This is a genomic window from Gammaproteobacteria bacterium (genome assembly GCA_019748175.1).
In the GTDB taxonomy this organism is placed as follows: domain Bacteria; phylum Pseudomonadota; class Gammaproteobacteria; order JAIEPX01; family JAIEPX01; genus JAIEPX01.
In genome coordinates, this window is the sequence record JAIEPX010000017.1 from 16,474 (window position 1) to 35,817 (window position 19,344).

5 protein-coding genes are annotated in these 19,344 nt (G+C 39.4%); 1 reads left to right on the top strand and 4 read right to left on the bottom strand.

Going from position 1 to position 19,344, the window contains the following annotated elements; genetic code table 11:
* Positions 1-5 precede the first annotated feature (5 nt).
* The 4 genes from K2X50_08345 to typA form a co-directional block, all read right to left on the bottom strand.
* On the bottom strand, positions 6-7,547 hold the full coding sequence (locus tag K2X50_08345; protein MBX9587251.1) for a hypothetical protein: 7,542 nt from the start codon (positions 7,545-7,547) through the stop codon (positions 6-8).
* A gap of 326 nt (positions 7,548-7,873) precedes the next feature.
* Positions 7,874-8,950, bottom strand: coding sequence for a sel1 repeat family protein (locus K2X50_08350; GenBank protein ID MBX9587252.1), 1,077 nt, complete (start codon positions 8,948-8,950; stop codon positions 7,874-7,876).
* A gap of 192 nt (positions 8,951-9,142) precedes the next feature.
* Positions 9,143-16,648: a hypothetical protein gene (locus K2X50_08355; protein ID MBX9587253.1), complete on the bottom strand. Its 7,506-nt coding sequence runs from the start codon at positions 16,646-16,648 to the stop codon at positions 9,143-9,145.
* 144 nt (positions 16,649-16,792) lie between these two features.
* Positions 16,793-18,604 (bottom strand): translational GTPase TypA, encoded by a 1,812-nt coding sequence (gene typA / locus K2X50_08360; protein MBX9587254.1) that lies wholly within the window; start codon positions 18,602-18,604, stop codon positions 16,793-16,795.
* A 177-nt stretch (positions 18,605-18,781) separates the two neighbouring features.
* On the opposite strand from typA, the gene K2X50_08365 reads away from it, so the two are divergent.
* Positions 18,782-19,330 (top strand): hypothetical protein, encoded by a 549-nt coding sequence (locus tag K2X50_08365; GenBank protein MBX9587255.1) that lies wholly within the window; start codon positions 18,782-18,784, stop codon positions 19,328-19,330.
* Positions 19,331-19,344: the final 14 nt, after the last annotated feature.

Consider the following 19,344-nt stretch of genomic DNA (forward strand, 5'->3'; position numbering starts at 1 on the left):
CAAAATTAATTGAGTTCCACCAGGACTTGCTCATTGTCTTCGTCGAGTAAATCTACAACGGACTGTTGTTGGGATAATAATTTTTCAGGTCTGTGTGCGTGAAAAGCAAAGGCATTCACTTGTTTTTTCCAAAAAATATTCAGTAATCCACGGAGAGTTGAAGCCTCTTCTTCTGATAAACCTGTAATGTGAATGGCCTGCTGATCAAAAGTAACATAGGGTTTTTGTCCTTGAAGACTACTGAACGCACAATATTTCTCAAATAAGCCTAAGATCATTTGCGTAAAAGTCGTACAGGTTGGCTTGCCAGAGAGCATTTTAGGCTTCCAGCCATTTCCAGATTCGTCGATATGGTTGTTGTCCACAATAATAGTTTCAGGCGTTAAAATAGTCATTGTATTACTGTCATCTTGAGCTCTCATGCACTCAAAACCTGCTTGTGGCTGTTGCCTGAAACTTAAATCCATAATAAAAAAAGCTTTTCTATCAATGTAAAGTTTACCATCTTCGGTGATGAAAAATTCATCGCCATTATGAGAAATGATTTGAGAAGACATATTTCCACGACCGTAGTCGGACGCGAAAAGTCTTGAGAGTGTTGTAGGATCTAATACCTCACCGTTCTGTCCTCCGCCGATACACAGTTCACCAGTAGGCAAATAATTAGCCCAAGCAAATTTTGGATCGGTAATATTAGATTTTTTGTGTTTCTCGAGTTTAGTGAAATTGAACGTTGTAAAATTTAATACGGTATAAAAATCGCCATCGTAATACATGATGCGTTCATCATCGAGGAAAAGAACAGCTTTATTCATGCGATTTTTTACTTGCTGAGAATAGATTAACTCACCCGTGTGAATATTCACTAGGCATAATGTGCAATTCGTTGAATCTCCGAAAGAAAACGCCACTAAATCTTTACCATTGCTGATAGGTTCAAAACCACAATGTGCGCCTTGAGTAGTATGCTTTATTCTCCAACCCATTTCTTCTTTTTGTATAATATAAAATTTATCGGAATGCAAAGCAAACGTTGTAGAGTTGAGATAGCAAAGATGACCTGCTAGTGATCCTGCTTCAGGAACATCGAGGGGTTGAGTAGTACGTGTGAGTGGATCTAAAAGCATTAAATAAGAAGACGGACTTTTTTGTGAAGAGTCTTCTTGTAATGACAAAAGCAGCGTTCCGTCAGACATTTCAATACTGCTCACTAAGTCAAATCCAGTGCTCAATGATGACGGTTTTGCATCGGGTTTAGCAGTCACTTCTTTATCATAAGCAGAACTATGAATATCTTTTGCGGTGTCATCGGGTAATCGAACGTTATATTCAACAGAACTTAAATTGCGAGCATTTAAAGGAACTCGTTTTGAAAAAGCAACAATCGCTCCACTATTGAGCGTGTTAATGGCCATGATGGGATTCTTCAACCCCATGTTCCATTCTTTGATTTGACCACAAGTCCTATTTCCTCGCACTGGCCCACCATATATCATCCTAGTAATTTCCTGCTTTCTAAACACAAAATCAACCGTTCCCAGGCGAGTTGTACGACTGCAGCCGCGATCATTGAATTCTGTAACTTTAGGCGCATTAGCCGCCCCCAGCCACTCCTGGAATTTCGCTAGATGTCTATCTTCAAACGGCAGCCCGTAAAGATTAAGAACACCATTCTGGATCATGGATTCAAAAATTCGTCGATTAAAGCGGCCTTGTTTGAAAGCAAACCATGCGAAGCTGCGAGCGTTGAATTTATGGTTGCCGCCATGAATAAAATCGGTGAGGAAAGGAGAGCGATCGAGAACCCGAGTAATGTCGTCACCGTTGAGTTTTGTACAACCAGATACATCCAATACTTTGAGGGGACGTTCTTCGTCTAGAGGACGTTTATGTGCTTGCGCAACAGTATATTCAAAATTTAATCGCTCGCAATTGTCACTGCCGGAAATATTTAAATGCGTAAGGCGAGAATCGATGATCGTGACGCCTCTCATTAACATGCAATTTCTAGCTTCAAAGTGGGTGAGTCTGGGTAAGAGATCGCCTTTAATAACGGCAGATGTTATTGTGGTTTCGTTCAGGATCAGTTTGATAAGATTCGGAGAATGTAGAGCAATTAATTCAATAGGGTCATCTGTTTTGAGAAGTTGAAGTCCTTTGCCCGGTGTTAGAGTGGTGCCTGTAAGCTCAATTGTTTCTAAGAAGGGTGACATTTTTAAAATGGTTTCAAAGTCGTCTAAAGTAAATGATTTACAATTCACAACTCTTAAATGTTTTCGCATAATAAGTTTATTTTCTTTTTGAACGAGGATCATTGTGTCTATCACAGCGCGATTGTCTTCGTTGCGAGGATTCCATTTAATATTATTGGCCAAAGTTTCAAATTCTTGCACATTGTTACAGTTTTGTAGTTTTGTGGTATCACCACGACTAATTTCTACTCTCGCAATAGTTTTCATCAGTGAGGTTTGTTTTGCTTTTTTATAGGCATTAACGGCTTCTTGTGCGGTCACACATTCACCAGTACTCTGATATCTTCCGGACGCAGGTTGAGAAACACACTGTAAGTAAGACATTTGAGAAGTGGTTGTTCTTGGCACAGTGTTGTTTCTTTCTTCTTTTGTGAAACCTTCGGTGAATATTTTATATTGTTCACAAGGGTTCAATCGGGGGTGAGCTAACACAACACCATTCACTTCTGGATACAAGTTGGGGCGTACTTCTGAGAGTATTCGATGGTTAGTAATGGGTCTGCCAGCATATTTGAGCAGGACTAGTGCTGTATGTTGAGCATGTTCACTGAGTACAGGTAAAGCTCTTGCTTCTATAGGAAGACCAAGCACAGTAATGAATTCGCTAATTCCTAATCCTTTTCGTACAGAGTTTAACGCTTGTACTCGCTCGGATTTGTTATCGTCTTCGACAACCTTATTAGTTTCTTTTTCCTCTTCTGACACGAACCGATCAATTGTGCTGCCCACTTTTGCTTTAAATGATTTTTGTATTTTAAACATCTGTTTACCGGTTAGGGTACAGCTCTTAACTTTTTCATCACGAGGAAAAAGGGCCAGATGTTGTGCTTCAATATTTGGGACACATGATGCTAATTTATCGAATAGTCGATTATAATTTTCACGAATATGTTGTTCCATTTCTTCGCGCGTAGATACTGTAGAGGAAAATCTCTTGCCATTTGCATTGAGTAAAGTGGAGATAGTTTGTGGTGTCATTGGAAGATGACGATAATCGTGTAAGAACATCACGATGCTTTTCATCAGTAAGAATATTTTATCGCCTTTACGGAGGTACGCAGATACCAAAATACGTTCAAGATCAAATGGCACAGGGATCATTTTTTCGCCTTCAGGCGTAGGAATTCTAACAACATTAAATTGATCAGCGTGACCATCTTCTTCGGCCAACCAATTAAGAATAGCGCAGAGCAGATCAAATTGATTACGGTCTAGTTTTTCTCTGAATTCTTTGTATTTAGCAGTGTCTGTAATTGTACTATATAGTGATTCACCATTCACAGCAGTAATTAATGAAAGAGGAATGGCTTCATCTTTTGAAGAATTAACTCTCCAAAGTTCACTTCGTGTGGTTGGGCAAGAGAATAACGACAATAAAATTTCAGCGAAACGTTGTAGTCCGGGAAATTCAGGATAAAACTTTGAATATAATAGTGGGTCACGACTTCCTGGTATTCTGATGGGCCTAACAATATGTTTACCTTCTTTGACACCGTCAGCTTTAATGATCCTACCTTTTTTGTCAAAAAGCGTATTCCAGATACTTTCCAAAAGGTAGCGCTTGCCATGTTCAGCACCAATCATAAGGCAATGTTCAGGATGTTCTTTATCGGGTTTTGTTGTAGAGATTTGTTCTAAATAAATTTCATACGCCAATTCTGAGTGTCGAATTTTTAATAACTCAAGTGCTTTGTCGAATGCAGGATCGCCTTTGTATTTTTTAATAAATTGAAGCGCCGCATTAATATCGACTAAATCACCCGCGCCTTGGTTAAGTAGGGCGATAAATGCTGAAACATTATCTCTGTCGATGGCGAAATCTAAAGCTGTACCCGCTTCTTTTGAGGCGAATTTATTTTTACGAGAAAAAGGAGTGCGAAGATTTAAATTAACATTGTTTTTATGGGTTCTCAGCAACGTAATGACAGACTCAGCGTGTATTTGATCCTTGGTATCCATTGATTCAATGAATAACATGAGCGGTGTGCGTTGTTGAGAGTCTTCTAAGTCAGGATCGCAGGTTGAAAAATTTAGACATATTTCTAATGTTTTTAAGAAGTTGTCTGATGCGAAATCTCGATGTGTTCGTAAGAGAGTATGAAATCCAGTTTCACCAAATTTATTTAATGCGTTAATGTCGTTTGAATCTTTAGCAAGTAATTTAATGGCGCCTGGTTTGGCAAAAGCTATTGCGTCACAAATTAGTGCTCTGCGTGACTCTGGTTTTAGCCAAGGTAAATTAAATTTGATGCCTTCATAATGCGTTCCGAGCATGTCGAGTAGATCAACAATCTCTTTTGGATCTGTAGGAATAAATTGGGTGTCAAGGCGATCAACGAACAATTTAATGGAGTCAGGGATGCTAAGTAGTCGATCGGTGCTATCAGCCGTTGATATGTTGTGATCTTTCAATAGTTCTGCGAGTGAAATACCTAATTCTGGAATAATACATTCTCTGGAAAGTTCTTCCATGGTTTTGATATGTTGCTCTTTAGGAACTTCAGGTTTGTTCGTTTCTTGTACTAAACGATTATAAGCTTGGGCGGCGAAATAATCTTGACCATAGTTACCTTTCTTTCCGAGTCTTCTTAAAGTTGGGATGATATATTCATTAAAATCAATAAACACAACTTCATATGGAGGTGTTTGACGTAGCATGTTATCAAATACTGTTAATATACTTCCTGGATAATTACTTTCGTCAATTTTATCGAGGCACAACCGTTTATAAAAGATATAAACCTCGGGGTACATAACTTTAAAAAGTTCTTCTAGGGTCATCTCTGGATTTCGTTTTAACGCATTTTGACCTCGAGTCCATCTTTTTAGCATTAATGGTAATTGACTCAATTTTCGCATAAAGGGAATATCTAGTGCTAATTGTTTTCTTCCAGCATTTCGGGGGCGAGGTTTCGCAGCACTAGAACTCGGTTCATCGGGTTGAAGGTTGTCAGGCGTTTGTTGCTGATCATAAATAATATCTTCAGTCCAAACACCTTCTGCGAGAAGTCGAGCATTATTTTTATAAATTCTGTTGTATGAGGCTTGTTCTGATTTAACGACCCATTGAAGTGGGGTGAAGGCAAGAATTTCTTTCACCCATTGAGGATCTACAGGTCTCTTTAAGTGCTTTGCCATCGCGAATAAAACAACTTTACTCGCTGGATAATGTAAACCATTAGTGACAGTGATAGGAGGTTTCAAGCATTCATCAGCATCAAAAGATCTCAGCCAATGATTAAACGCTGTACCCGTATTATTTAATCGTGAGCAAAGTTTAAGGTTTGCACTGGTTAAATCTACTGGATCTATCAAACAATTAGGGAAGATTAAGGCGGTTAAAGGATAATTATGTAGTCGATCAAGAGTACTAGGTAGCTCTGCGACAGCTTTTTCAGGAGTATAATTAGGAATTAAGCGATGATATAATTTAAAAAAAGTGGGGAGTTTTTTTGCAAGCGCGTCTTCAAGCTTGCCGTCATATACAATTATTTCTTTTGGCCAGTGCTTAATTAAATCTTCAGGCCATAGGCTGATGTCGCGAATAGAATCAGGGTTATTGATGAACAGTTTTTCAAGAGCTGTAAAATGAGCAACCATAACAGCTTCACCTAAGACATTTTTCCAAGCAATAAAAGCTGCCAACGATTCAAGAGCTACAATAAAATCGTCTCCTGCGACTAAATCGCCGCATTGTTCAAATCGTTCTATTTTATCGTGTTCGCCATAAAATCTCAGCTTTTCTTTAAGTTCTTCATTGGGATTTGCTACATGATTAACGTGTGTATGGAGTATTTTTATTCCTGCAGAAGCAGTATGCGTGGGCATATCTTCATTTTGATTGACTAAGCCATAGATATTTTGGGCGTATTGTTCAGTTAATGGTTTGAGGGGGGTATCTTTCCCAGGAACTTTCATCCAGGCATTACAATGAATTCCACCCCAGGTTCTACCTGTATTACTTTTCTCTACTAATGTTCCTTCAGGATCGGATTGTAACATGGCGCGAGCCCGTTCATCAGCCGATTTATAGTTTCCTTTATCTAGGATAACATAGTCGATACAGTCACCTACCACAACGGGTTCATTCTCTAATAGACTTTCTCTTTCTTGAGAATTTTTTGCTTCTATCAATTGTTGACGTGCTGATGAATAATAGACGCATAATTTTGTGATGGGGTCTTTTAATGATGAAACTGTATTAAATTGTCCTTCTAATGTACGCAATCTTAAAATAATTTCATTGAGTGGAACAAGAGACGGAGAATTAAGTGATAAATTATTATCGGCTATGATTTGTGCAAGTGTATTGACAGAAAACATGTCACGAACGGGCAGTAGCTTTATTTCCTGTTTTATTTTTTGTTCAGGTAAAATTTCAGGTTGTGCTTTTGATCGTGGTGGAGAATCTTGGCTTACTTCATCATTGTTTGAATGACTTGCGAGGGACTTTATGTCAGCCGAAGATTTTTTTAGTACAAGTTGGGGCGACTTGTCGCTCTTATCATCAGGTGAGCTTGATGTTGCACTGGCAGCATTGACCGCCTCTCCACTGGTGCGATTTTCAGTGGATTGATGATCATCATCGCTGGATATTTTTTTAGCGCTGTCTTCAGCATTATTTACCAATTGAGATTTTTTTGTAGTATCAGGTATTAATGCATTTAACATACGAATTGGTTTGCTGAATAATGCGACTAACGTGTGTTGTTCTGGGTTATCATTAAGAAATTTAATTGCAGCTTTGATTTCTCCAATGGCTTTAAAATAAACAGCGGGTTTGTCTCCAAGTCCTTCTCGGAGATTTTTCTGAAGGGTTTCGTAGGAGCGCATTACTCGTTCAGCGGCGTCGATTTTGAATATCGGTTCATCGATTGCTTTAGCTTGGAGTGATGAGTGTTTTTCTCGAGGAGGAGGAATGGAGGTTTTTGTGCGAGTGCTAACTATAGTGGATCTTGCGGGGGCATCTGAAGAGCCTCTAGGAGATTTAGCCCAAGAGGTTTGTCTTACGGCAGCTGGAGGAGAAGGCGGCGGAGAGTCTATTAAGGGTTTTGAGGCTGATTCGGTCTCTGTCTCAGACAATTCGTCTAAATCTAAGGATTTCCGGGCGGTTTTGTTGACTGTTGTTGTTTGAGCAGGTGCGGCGGCGGTGATTTGCTTATTCGCACCTGCCTTCTTAGGAGCCAAACGCGGTTTTGGGGGTAATGCGGGTGGGGGTGCGGTTGCTTTTGCGGGTGATTGGCCAGATTGCGTGATTAATGGCTGTATATCGTCACCCGTATTACCTTTTTGCATTGCACCCGCTCCTCTCGAACTATTACCGATTGAGCCCAGCAATTTAGTGAAGGTGATGCTGGGGTAAAGTGCGCATATCTTAACATAAACTTAAGGAAAATGGAACCCGCGGAGGGCGCGCGTTATGGGCTATGGAAGAGTAGTTTAAGTTGGGTAAATGACCGTTATTTATGCGGAATTAAGAGGATTTTGTCGACCAAACACGTTGCGACCGCATGCCTAATTTTGATGAAAATGATGATCGATGATGATTTCTTGCCAGGACCAGTAGGTCTAATCTGAGTAATGAGAGGGTAGCTTCAATCTAGCCCCCTTCCTAGCATTTATTAATAACGAAACCAATGATAACGATATCTTACTGTTTGCTGTGGATTCTTCAAATTCACTAAATTCATTTTCGCTGTTTCGTGACCTTTTGCGGCAGCTTTAGTGTACCAATCAATGGCTAGCGCTCTATTTACTGGAACTCCATGACCATTGCCATGGCAAGCACCAATACTGCACATCGCATCGGCATTACCTTTAGTAGCTGATTGTTCAAATAATGGGGCGGCCATTTTATAATTCTTAGATACTCCAATCCCTTTCATGTAACAAAAGCCAAGTTCATTGAGTGCATCAGCCAGGCCTTTGTCACAGGCTGATTTTATCAAAGCAATACCTTTCCTTTCATCTTTTTTCACGCCTCGGCCATAAAGGTAACAAACACCTAAATGCCATTCACCCCAGGAAATATTTTGTTGAGAAGATTGTTGATACCACTCAACTGCCGCTCTGAGATCGAGGGTAACACCGTTACCAAACTCATAACAAACACCTAACAAATTTTGAGCAAAACCATGGCCCGCGTGTGCTGATTCTTTTAATAGCTTAAAAGCCTTTTGATAATTTTTACCTTCACCGCCAATGCCAAAATAGTGATAACAGCCTAAAATATATTTTGCTGTAATATTGTTTTTTTCGGCTTCGGCTATACACCAAGGAAGCCCCGCTTTTTGTGCGCCAATTAAATATCTATCAACCATTTGTTGATTTTTTTCTGGTAAGAATAAATCATGAATGACCCAACAGCGAAAATACCCAGCTGAGTATCCACTAGCGATCGCTTTTTCATATAATTCTAGAGCCTCGTAAAGCTTGCTGAAGTTATAGAGGTCTTCTGCTAGTAAGAATTCTCTTTCGCCGGGAAGTAATTGTTTATCTAAATCGAGCTTTTGTAAGCTTGTAGTCATCTGAGCATAACTACTTTTTTCAGTAACCGCGGAGTTTGCTGCAGGGGTAGAAGCATCAACAGTCAATACTGACAAAGGAGGTGCTGAAGGGGTCGTAGTAGATGGGCCATCTGAATTGGCCTCTGGCTCTTTTTTTTCTTTCTTCTTAAAGCTAAATAAACTCTTTTTCATAAGACTCCTCCATAATTAGTAGAGACATGCTCGATTATCCTGCAGAAATTATTTTTGTCAACCCTGAGGTGAATGGGTTAATTGACATAAAAATGGAACTGATTACGTAAATTGTTATGAGTGATATGGATAGATGACGCATTATTCACGCAATAATTGTCTTCTTATTACCTTGAAGTATGGTTGCGATAGTTACTCGATCTTGAAGATGTCATTGCTCTTAGATATTGGTACGGCATCTTTAGAGCTATCATCTTGAGAGCGAGTCAGGTTGGGCGAGCGGGGTCGGTAGAGTCTTGGGCTGGCAGTGGGGGAGAGAGGATGTTGCCAGAAAGATTTGAGGGTGCGGCGTAGAGTGTTGGCTTCTTTTTCGGTGAGGCCTTTTATTAAAATGACATTGTCATGACAGGTGACTGTTTGTGTATTGCGCTCTGTTTGGTCTTGAATGGATGTTTTTTCGAAGAAGGCAGAGAGTAAATCAAATAATGTACGGCCTGTGGGTTGGTTAGCGCAGATAGTTTCGTACCAAGCTCTGTTGCTGCTAAGGTCGATGTCCAGAGTAGAGCGTTCTATAGGTTCTGGTGTAGTTATTTTTATAATAATTTCGCCTTCAGTAAGTATGATAATGTCGAATTTATCCTGATTTTCATGCGGGAGCTTCAAATCCAGAATGTGAAATTTATTACGTTGCATTTCAAGGCATGTATTTTGACTTTCATTTTTTTTGAGTGTGAGTACGTCATTTTGATAGCACATGACGGGTTGTCTAGTAACGTTTGCATCACATAAATAACGATGGGTTGGTATTAATGTTCGTTTATTTTGAGTGCCTAGAGTGGTAATAAGTATTTCTTCACTCGTTGCTTGAACAGCGCATATATTGTGAATGTTATCTGCGTTTATCAAAAAATCTCTATTGAGGATAGTGATCTCACACGTTTCGATATTGATAATGGTTAAGGCGTTTTGTGTGATCGTTTTTTGAAAAGGACCAAGCCCTACGACTTTTTTGTGTGTGGCTTCACCATTGCAGATGAGTATTTCTTTTTTGTTGAGAAAACGGAGTGGTTTAATCAATTGCGTATTAAAGTGTTGGGTATAGATTGTGACACCACTTTGATAATTCATGATGGATAATGTTGATCCTGATTGTTCTCTTGAGCAGAATGCAACAAGATTGTTGGGGCCTTTAATAATTGGATGTAAAATGGGTGTTCCAGTGATTTTGTGTTTTATAATCCATTGATCATGACGCTTGATAATAATGTAAATTTGATCTGAATGAAGAGCAAAGACGTTGTGACTGAGTGCGAGGACATCACCGCAGAAAGATTTTACTTGAAGAATGTTGAGTGCGATAAAATTTTGAGAAATGGTATCAAGAAGGATACATTTATTACTTCGATCTGAGAGAAGAATTGTACCATCAGGCATCATCGTACTGCTGATGACATCACTTCTCATGTCAAGGCTAATTAACTTTCCAGTAAACTCATCCTTCCGACGATCCGAGAGTGTGCCAAAAGTTTCAAATTCTCTTGCGTTTGTTCGTTCAGGTGTTCTGATTCCAAATACAGTAGAGGGTTGTCCACGGGCAGTTGTGACTTTTCTTTGTCCAATGGCGAAAATGTTTCCGTTGGGTAGTTCTTCCATAGCAGAAACCGTAGCCAACCCGATATCCCATTCATAGGCATTGCCTTGAGTTCGTTTTTCTCTTTTTGGTCCGGGTTCTAAAATACGGGGTTTAGGATTCAATTCAAATATGAATTGAAATTTTGCTATTTGAGAGAGTTGAGTGGCACTTAAAAAATTAACTTCAGTAATCGTCACTTTGTTGTTAGGGTGTTTTAGCCAGAGTAAAATTTGACGAAGATCATGATCTTCAATTAAATTATGCAGTATTAATGTTCCGTTTTGAACCATAGCGTCAAAAGTGTTTTGGCAAAAGCGATTTTGCATCAGTGCGAATGAAATGAAAGCACGAGGGTTGTAGGGTTGTGTATTTTCGTGGTTAATTTTTTGGAGAAATGGTGAGGCATCTAGAACGGCTTCGATGGATTCAGGACGCAGTGATTTACAATTTTGAAAAAGGAAAACATTGAGAGGACGTTCATCTTCTATTGAGCACGGTAATGAATTTTCTTTTGTGTAGGTATATGAGATAGTTTCTAATTTCTCATTGTCACTGACATCAAGATGGTGAAGTTGTGGGTCAACAAGCTGACACGTTTTATAGTGTTTGCATTCTCTTACTTCTAAGTGAATTAAGGAGGCAAGTTTTTTACTATCATAGGTAAAATGGGTTATATCAGTATTAATAATGACCACTTTTTTGATTTCTGGAGAATAATCTTCGAGTAGTGTAAATACAGAGTTTCCAAGCGCATTCTTTAGACCATTACAGTTTGTTAGTTCGAGTCTTTGTAATTTCGGAGAATTTTGAAGAAACTTTACTAAGTCGTCCCATGTAAGGTCGTCACATAAATTGAGGCATAGTTCCGTCAGCTGAAATTTACATTTTTTTTGAATTTCGTGAAGGGCATTAAGCATTAATCGGTTGCTTTTTTTGTTGTCACTCCATTGAATACATCGAATAAAGTTTTCAAATTGTTTTTGTGACCTGAAAGTATCTGAAGAAGGTATATTGCTAATATCTATTTTATGAATAACTGCAACAACTTCAGTTGCGGTCTTCTTAGACTGATGATAAAACTCTATAAGGGATTCAATGGAATTGCAAAACTGGCCGCCTCTAAACTTTGTTGAGAGATTTTGCGATGTGCAGTCTACCACATCTTTTTGTGTGGTGAGTGTTCTCTGGTTTCCATCATTAATGAGTAAGTATTTTTGACAAGTGGTCAAGTTAGGATTTTGTTTGGTTTTTGAGTTATATTGATGGAAGAGTTCAGGGCATGCCTCTCTGAATAAACTAGTCGGATAAATTTCGGAACGTGATTTCAAGTAGAGAAATTTTGCAATTTTGACATATAATTCGTAGAGCTCAGCGAAAGTCCGCAATTCAAGAGGGCAGTCTATTAATGTAAACTGTTCGGCTTGATCCTTAATAATGCCAAAAACAGTGCTTCTCTTTTTCTTCTGTACCTTTGTTTTTTCTGATTGTCGACTTTCTGTATTATCGAGTTGTTCGATGGCTTTTCTTAATGATGAAGGTAAAGGGTCTTTCTTGTCTCGTTCGATCATTTCAGCTGTAGTGAAAGTGACGCCTTTGCATAAAGCGTCACGTGGAAATAGTTTTAGCAGAAATTGTTCTTCTGTCATGGCTTCGTGAAATATCTCATCAAAGAAAAGTCCTGCGTTTTCTCTAATGAGTATTTCAGCATCCACTTCATTGAGAGCCACATCAGGTAGTCGTTTGCCATTTGCACAAATAATAGTCATGATTGCGTCTGGATCAAGCGGGATTTTTTCAAAGGCTTCTGTGAGATAAAAAATATCTTTATTAAGAATTTTTTTCTCCTTGCCGTCCCAATAAAGTCTGGGAACTATAGCTCTGTCAGGATCAATATTGACAAGGTATTTACCACTTTGTTGTTCGGGCACTTTATATTGATCCGCGTGACCATCTTCTTGTGAAGTGAGAATCGCTATTACGGCTTGTAGGCTGAAAATACGTCTATCTAAACATTGCAGTAGGTCCTTAATTTTATCGGAATTGGCTTCAAACTGTTTAAATGATTCCCCAATAACCGTATTAACAACAAGCAATGGAAATGTTTTTTTACCATCGAGGGTGTTCGATCTCCAAAGTTCGGAGTGTGTGCCTGGGCACCCTAATCTTTCGTTGATCAATTCGACGATACGTTGTACTAAAGGAAATTCAGGGAAGAATTTGACATGAAGCAGGAATGGGTGAACCTCTTTACGGGCAGCTAACATGAAAAGCGTTTTGTATTCCATTTGTTTTTTTTCTACAAGATGCTCGTGAGAAAGTTTTTTAGCTTTAAGGTATTGGTATAGCTGATCTAAATTAAAGGGTATATTTCCTTTTAAAGAACCTAGTTTTAGGTTCCCATCTGGATCTAGAACGCAGTATTCACCTTCTTTAGATAAATAGATTTGGTTTGGTTTCGCATTATTGGGGTCTTTATCGGCTAAGGAGGACCATAAACAAAATTCATAAGACTGTTTTGAAAGTGGGATCACAATATGCGCACCACTTCGAAGACTATTTATTCGCTTGATTTCACCGTTTTCTTCGAATATTTGACTCCAAACCGACAGAAGAAAATACCTTTTGTCGTGTTTTGCTCCTTGCATAACGCAATGCGCCGGATGATCTTCATCCGGATGAGATGTAGAGAATTCGTTGATGGCGTAAGTCACCGCGAATCTAGGATGATTTTTAAGAAGTTCAACGCATTCTTTAAATGTATCGTGATTTTTATAAGACTCTGCGAATTGCAGAGCAGCTTCCATATCAACAAAATCAGTCGCGCCATTTTTAACAAGGGCTAGTACTGCTGCAGGATTATTACAATCAATGGCGTAATCGAGTGGAGTACCCACAAGATGTTTAAGGCGGCCTGTGTGTTCAGAGGTTTGTTTTTTTTGAAAGGCTGTGCTCTGATTAAGATTTGTTCGATGTTCTTTCATTACTTTTAAAACATCAAAACAAAAGTCGCTATTATTAGGGTCAGTATTATCGATAAAGTGCATTAATGGTGTGCGATTTTCTTTGTCAGGTTGCTCCGGATTGGCTTTAAAGGCTAGACAGGCTGTCAGAGTATCGATGACGTTCTGAGTGGTTTTATTTCGATGACTTCGTAGTAGTGTGTGTAAGGTTGCTTCCCCTACTGCATTTAATTTATTCAGTTTAACATCGTTTTTAATGAGGAGTTTAATAACGCCCGGCAAAGCCGATTCGGCTGCCAGCGAAAGTAGCCGTTCACATTGTTCTGCTGTAAAGCATTTTAATTTTACGAAAGGAAATTCGAGTCCAATTCTATTGAGGTAATGGAGAAGCATATCAATTTTTCCAGTTTCGTAATACTTTTTATTGAAATCAATATGCTGAATAAATAATTTAATCGCTTCTTTAATGGTCAGGGATGCATTATTAATATGTTCTCCTGATATGTGGTGATGTTTTTCAAGTAACTCGTGAAGTGAAATATTATTAAGTTCAGGAATTTTACATTCTTTTCTTAGAGTTTCCATGCTGGGCAATGGATTTTCGTCCGGAGTCTCTGCAGAATTTTGCTTTTCTAGCAGTGTATTGTATTGTGTTAGTGGGTCCATGTACTCTTGTTTAAATTTATCTCCCATTTTTTCTATTACTAAAGCGGTAATTTTCTCACCAAGAAAGGCATGTTCGAAACTAGGTGCTTGTTTTGATCCAATAACATTGATTGCATTAAGTATACCTAGGAAGGGATTTTCGTTTTTGAGTTTTGGAAAACACGCTCTTTCATAATAAGCGGCAACCGCCGGACGAATAATACGTAATCCTTGTAGGTGTGTTAAAGAGAGGTCGGCAATCATCGCTTCTTCAAGATTTTCATAGGAATCCAACATGCCAGGTAGTCGGTCTGGTGTTAGAGTTTGGGGTATTCGCAGTGATGTATCTGGGTTATGTAGTATTCTTTTTCGATTTAAGAGTACCGCAGTGACATTATCTTCTTTTAGATTGTTTATGTCAGTTTTTTCTATCACATCCTTTTTAGTGATCAACTGCTTTTTAATATTCATCCGTTTTTGTTGGTCGAACTCGTACAATAAATGGCACCAATCCAAAACATAATTGAGTGGCGTGTGCGATAAAAACTCTTCTCTAAACTCTTTGTCAATTGGTTCCGTGAATCCAGGTAGAAGATAGAGCAGGCATTTGGTAGTTGGATAATGAACCGCGCTGCCGTCTTTTTCATTGACTAGTCGCGTGACTGGATATTCTAAGGCATTGTCCGCGTCAAATGTGCAGATAAAACGCACCGGTTCTTTTTTCGCATTAATTCTAGTAATAAATCGTAGATTAACAGCTGTAAGATCGGATGGATCTATGGGCATGTTTGCAATGCAGAAGCGAGAGTAGAATGCTTGGCAGATTTGTAAGAAAATGTTCTGTAGTTCATGATAGGCTCTTTCTGGTGTATAGTTTTGTAATAATTCATGAAAGATCGCCGGAAATCTTGAAAGACCGGCTGCAAGTGAATTCTGAAATAAATCTTGCCTTCCAAGTATAAAATTGTGAAACGTGTCTGGGAAAGCTTTGATGAGTAAATGCAGTGCTTTTTCATTCTCGCTCAATAGTTTGTACCAAGCCTGTTTATTACCAGCAAGAAGTTTTTCCAATACCTCAGATTCTTTCGGTAAAATATCTGAAAATAAAGCGGGTTTATTGGTCAGAGCATTCTGTACTAGCTCTGATTGCAGAAAAAGCTTAATAAATGCTTCTGAAAATGCACCTGAGTATAGAAGTAGAGGTGCCGGCCATTTTTTAAAGTCTAATAATAATACTTTATCTTGATTGTAAATTTCTTCCAGTGTCGTGAGATGAGCGATAAGCTCAGCTTGATCAATATAGATTTTCCAAGAATACAATGTGCTTTCTGCCTGAAGTACCATATGGAAGTCTGATCCGTCGAATTGGTAGCCAACTTGCACCATTCTCTCTTGTTTTTTTTGAAGTAGATATTCAGTGATTAGTGGATCAAGTGCTGGATTAAGAGCTTCTTGTTGATCAAGTGGGGCATGTAGAATCTTAATCGACTCTGAAGGAGCAGCAACTAATACGGGTTTGTCATCTAAATGTGGTATAGGGCAGTGTAGTTGATACCATGAGCCAACTGATTTTTCTGCTTCGGGCTCATTAAAATTTTTTCCTATAGGATTTGCCTTCAACACCAAGCCATCCACAAAATATACAGCCCGAAGGCCATAGTCTGTTACTCTAACAATAATCCCTTTGAAATTGCGACTGATAATTACCAGCGCTTTTTCACCAGAAGTAGAAAAGGAGCCTTTGTTAACTTCACAAACATAGAAACTATCGCCAAAGATGTAAGCTTCTTGAGTTGCAATAAGCGCTAAACGTTCTTCCGGAGATTGAGCATTAATGATTTGTTCGCGACTTTCATTGTAGTAGTTGCACAATTCTTTGAGTGGATTATAAATTCGCTGTAGATTTTTTTTTTCGCCCTGATCTTCAAATGTAAATTCACCCAAAAGATTTTGTAAAAGATAAATGAGCTCATTTAAAGATTTTAGTAGAGGGTGACTTTGATTAATGGTAGGTTCAGTGGCGAGTTGATGAAGCATTGCTTCCGTGAATAAATCACCTATTGGCACTATGGTTGGAAGTAAAGATTCCAAATCTCTCATGGCTTGAGTGTTTAAACCTAATTCTTTTAAATCGTACAGTGCCGCAAGAATCTCTGCTCTTGCTTTGATGCAAATAGCAGGTTTGCCTTGTAAAGATTTCATTCGCTCATGCAACAAGCCACGTGCGGTGTACACACGATCCAATAGATTCAGTGCTTTTTTAGGTTCTATCAGTTGAGCTGCAGGGTTTTCTTCTGGCGGTGTATTTTTACGCGGAGACAACCCACTAAATAGGCCTTTTCTTGGAGTGGTTGCTTTAGTACTGCGCGGTGAAGTTGAGGAAACTGCGCCTGATGATGTCTCTTTACCAGGTTTTCCGCTAGCTGTGTTTCTACGAGGTGACAAAAATTTTTTTTTCATCCTTTATTCCTTCCTAGAATACTTGGTTCCGCAATTGATAAATATTCACCACATGATGGTAACGTCCATATTTAGCCCATCTTGGGCGGAAAAATTCTAGCCAAGGTGGTGTTGACGTAAACTATAATCTATTTTTGGCTGAGATCAATCCCTGCCGGCTTTTTTGCGTTCGTGTTCTTTGAGGAATCTTTTGCGTAGTCGAATACTTTGAGGAGTCACTTCGACAAGTTCGTCGTCGTTAATGTATTCTAACGCTTGTTCGAGTGTGAGGCGTAGTGGAGGAGTGAGCATAATGTTTTCGTCAGTGCCAGAAGCGCGCACGTTTGTGAGCTGTTTAGGCCGGATAACGTTAACGACGAGGTCGTTTGAACGATTGTGAAATCCAACAATCATGCCTTCGTAGACTTCTATTTGAGGACCGATGCAAAGTTTTCCACGCTCTTCGAGATTCCAAAGTGAGTAACCTGTCGCTTTGCCGGCTGCGTTTGAAATTAATGCGCCACTACGTCGAGCACCAATTTCTTGTTCGACCACAGGGCCGAAGTGGTCGAAAACGTGATACATCAATCCGGTTCCGGATGTTTGTGTGAGAAAATCGGTATGAAAACCGATGAGCCCTCGTGTTGGCATAATGTAATCTAATCGAATGCGTCCTTTTCCATCAGGTACCATATTTTTTATTTTACCTTTTCTTTCGGCTAAAGCTTCCATGATGGTGCCTTGATGTTGTTCTTCAATATCAACAGTGACAGATTCATAAGGTTCTTTGCGTTCACCTTCAATTTCTTTGATGATTACTTGTGGACGAGAAACGGCTAATTCGTAACCTTCGCGTCGCATGGTTTCAATTAAGATAGAAAGATGTAATTCTCCGCGTCCCGCACATTTAAATTTATCGGGATCTTCGGTGTTGTCCACTCGTAGTGCAACGTTATGAATTAATTCTTGTTCGAGTCGCGCAAGTATTTGTCGACTGGTGAGGTATTTTCCATCGCGACCTGCAAAAGGCGATGTATTGACTTGCAAGGTCATGGTAACAGTGGGTTCATCGACATCGAGTGGAGTCAGTGCTTCAACATTTGCAGGATCGCAAAGTGTATCGGAAATACGTAAATTATCGATACCTGTGATAGCGACGATATCTCCTGCGCTCGCTTCATCTTCGGGTTTTCGTTCTAGACCTAAATAACCGAGTACTTGTAGTATTTTTCCGCTTCGAATCTTGCCATCGCGATCGATAACAGAGATATTCATATTGGGGCGAACTTTTCCGCGCGAGATTCGACCAATACCGATGGCGCCCACATAACTCGAATAATCCAGCTGGCTGATTTGCATTTGAAAAGGGCCATCAAGATTCACTTTCGGAGGTGAAACAGAATCAACAATTGTTTGAAATAAGGGTGTCATATCGGTAGCAAGATTTTCTATATCGAGGCCGGCATATCCTCTTAATGCAGAGGCGTACACAACGGGGAAATCGAGTTGTTCATCTGTTGCGCCTAAATTAACAAAAAGATCAAATACTTGATCGACAACCCAATCAGGTCTTGCGCCTGGACGATCCACTTTATTGACTACGACAATGGGTTTTAATCCGTGTTGAAAGGCTTTTTGTGTAACGAAACGTGTTTGTGGCATGGGGCCATCGACTGCATCGACGAGTAATAATACGGAATCAACCATCGATAATACGCGTTCAACTTCTCCACCGAAATCGGCGTGACCGGGAGTATCAACAATATTAATTCGGTAACCACTCCAACGGATCGCAGTGTTTTTTGCTAAAATCGTGATGCCGCGTTCTTGTTCCAATACATTGGAATCCATAACACGTTCTACTACCGCTTTTTGTTGTGAAAAAGTACCGGATTGTTGTAGTAATTTGTCAACGAGGGTGGTTTTGCCATGGTCAATGTGTGCGATGATGGCAATATTACGTAATTGTTCTGTCATTAAAAATCTCTTTGCTTAGCTCAACTTGGAGGGGCCCGCGGGCCTTCGATAGGGACCGGCAAAAGTACCCTATTTGAGCTATAATTACCAGTGTAATGTGTAATTAGTGCTGAATAGTGTTATTTATGAGAACAAAACGAGAGCAAAAGCTTGAAAAGCTCGAAAGATGAGGCATGTATGAGTAGCGTAATAGAACCATGGTACAATATCGTGCGTGAAGCAGAAACCCTATCAGGGTTGTCTGTGAGTGAAGAATTAGAGCAATATCTGGTGAATTTACTCCTACATTATATGGACAAACCCGAGATAACGGATTCGGTTTTAAGCTTAGAATTTCTCCGTGCTGAACAGCAGTTTTCATTTAACCAATACAACGAGCTTCGTAAAGTCGGAGACGAATGTTTGCTGTATTCAGGATTATTTCCTGAGCGTGCACAACGTCGACGTTTACGAGTGAGTTATTTTGTAGAATTAGGGCAACTTTCCTATCAGTCTGCGGCAACAAAAGCAGGTAAAGAATTGGAATTAGCTGCATTATTTCAGCATTTAAGTGAACGATTTGTTCGGTTGATGGATATTTTGCAAAGCATGCGATCGATGGCGGGGTCCGATCATCAACTGTCGTTGTTGTTGGCTGTCGATTTGTGGCAAGACACGGGCAGCGAAATTGCGCGTAGAATCATTGCGGAGCATACGGATGGGTTTCTTGTTCATGTTGTAAAATAAAGTTAATCTTCGTA

Coding starts and splice junctions, on each gene's coding strand:
- K2X50_08345 (MBX9587251.1), bottom strand. CDS start 7,547: ATGCAAAAAGGTAATACGGGTGACGATATACAGCCATTAATCACGCAA.
- K2X50_08350 (MBX9587252.1), bottom strand. CDS start 8,950: ATGAAAAAGAGTTTATTTAGCTTTAAGAAGAAAGAAAAAAAAGAGCCA.
- K2X50_08355 (MBX9587253.1), bottom strand. CDS start 16,648: ATGAAAAAAAAATTTTTGTCACCTCGTAGAAACACAGCTAGCGGAAAA.
- typA (MBX9587254.1), bottom strand. CDS start 18,604: ATGACAGAACAATTACGTAATATTGCCATCATCGCACACATTGACCAT.
- K2X50_08365 (MBX9587255.1), top strand. CDS start 18,782: ATGAGTAGCGTAATAGAACCATGGTACAATATCGTGCGTGAAGCAGAA.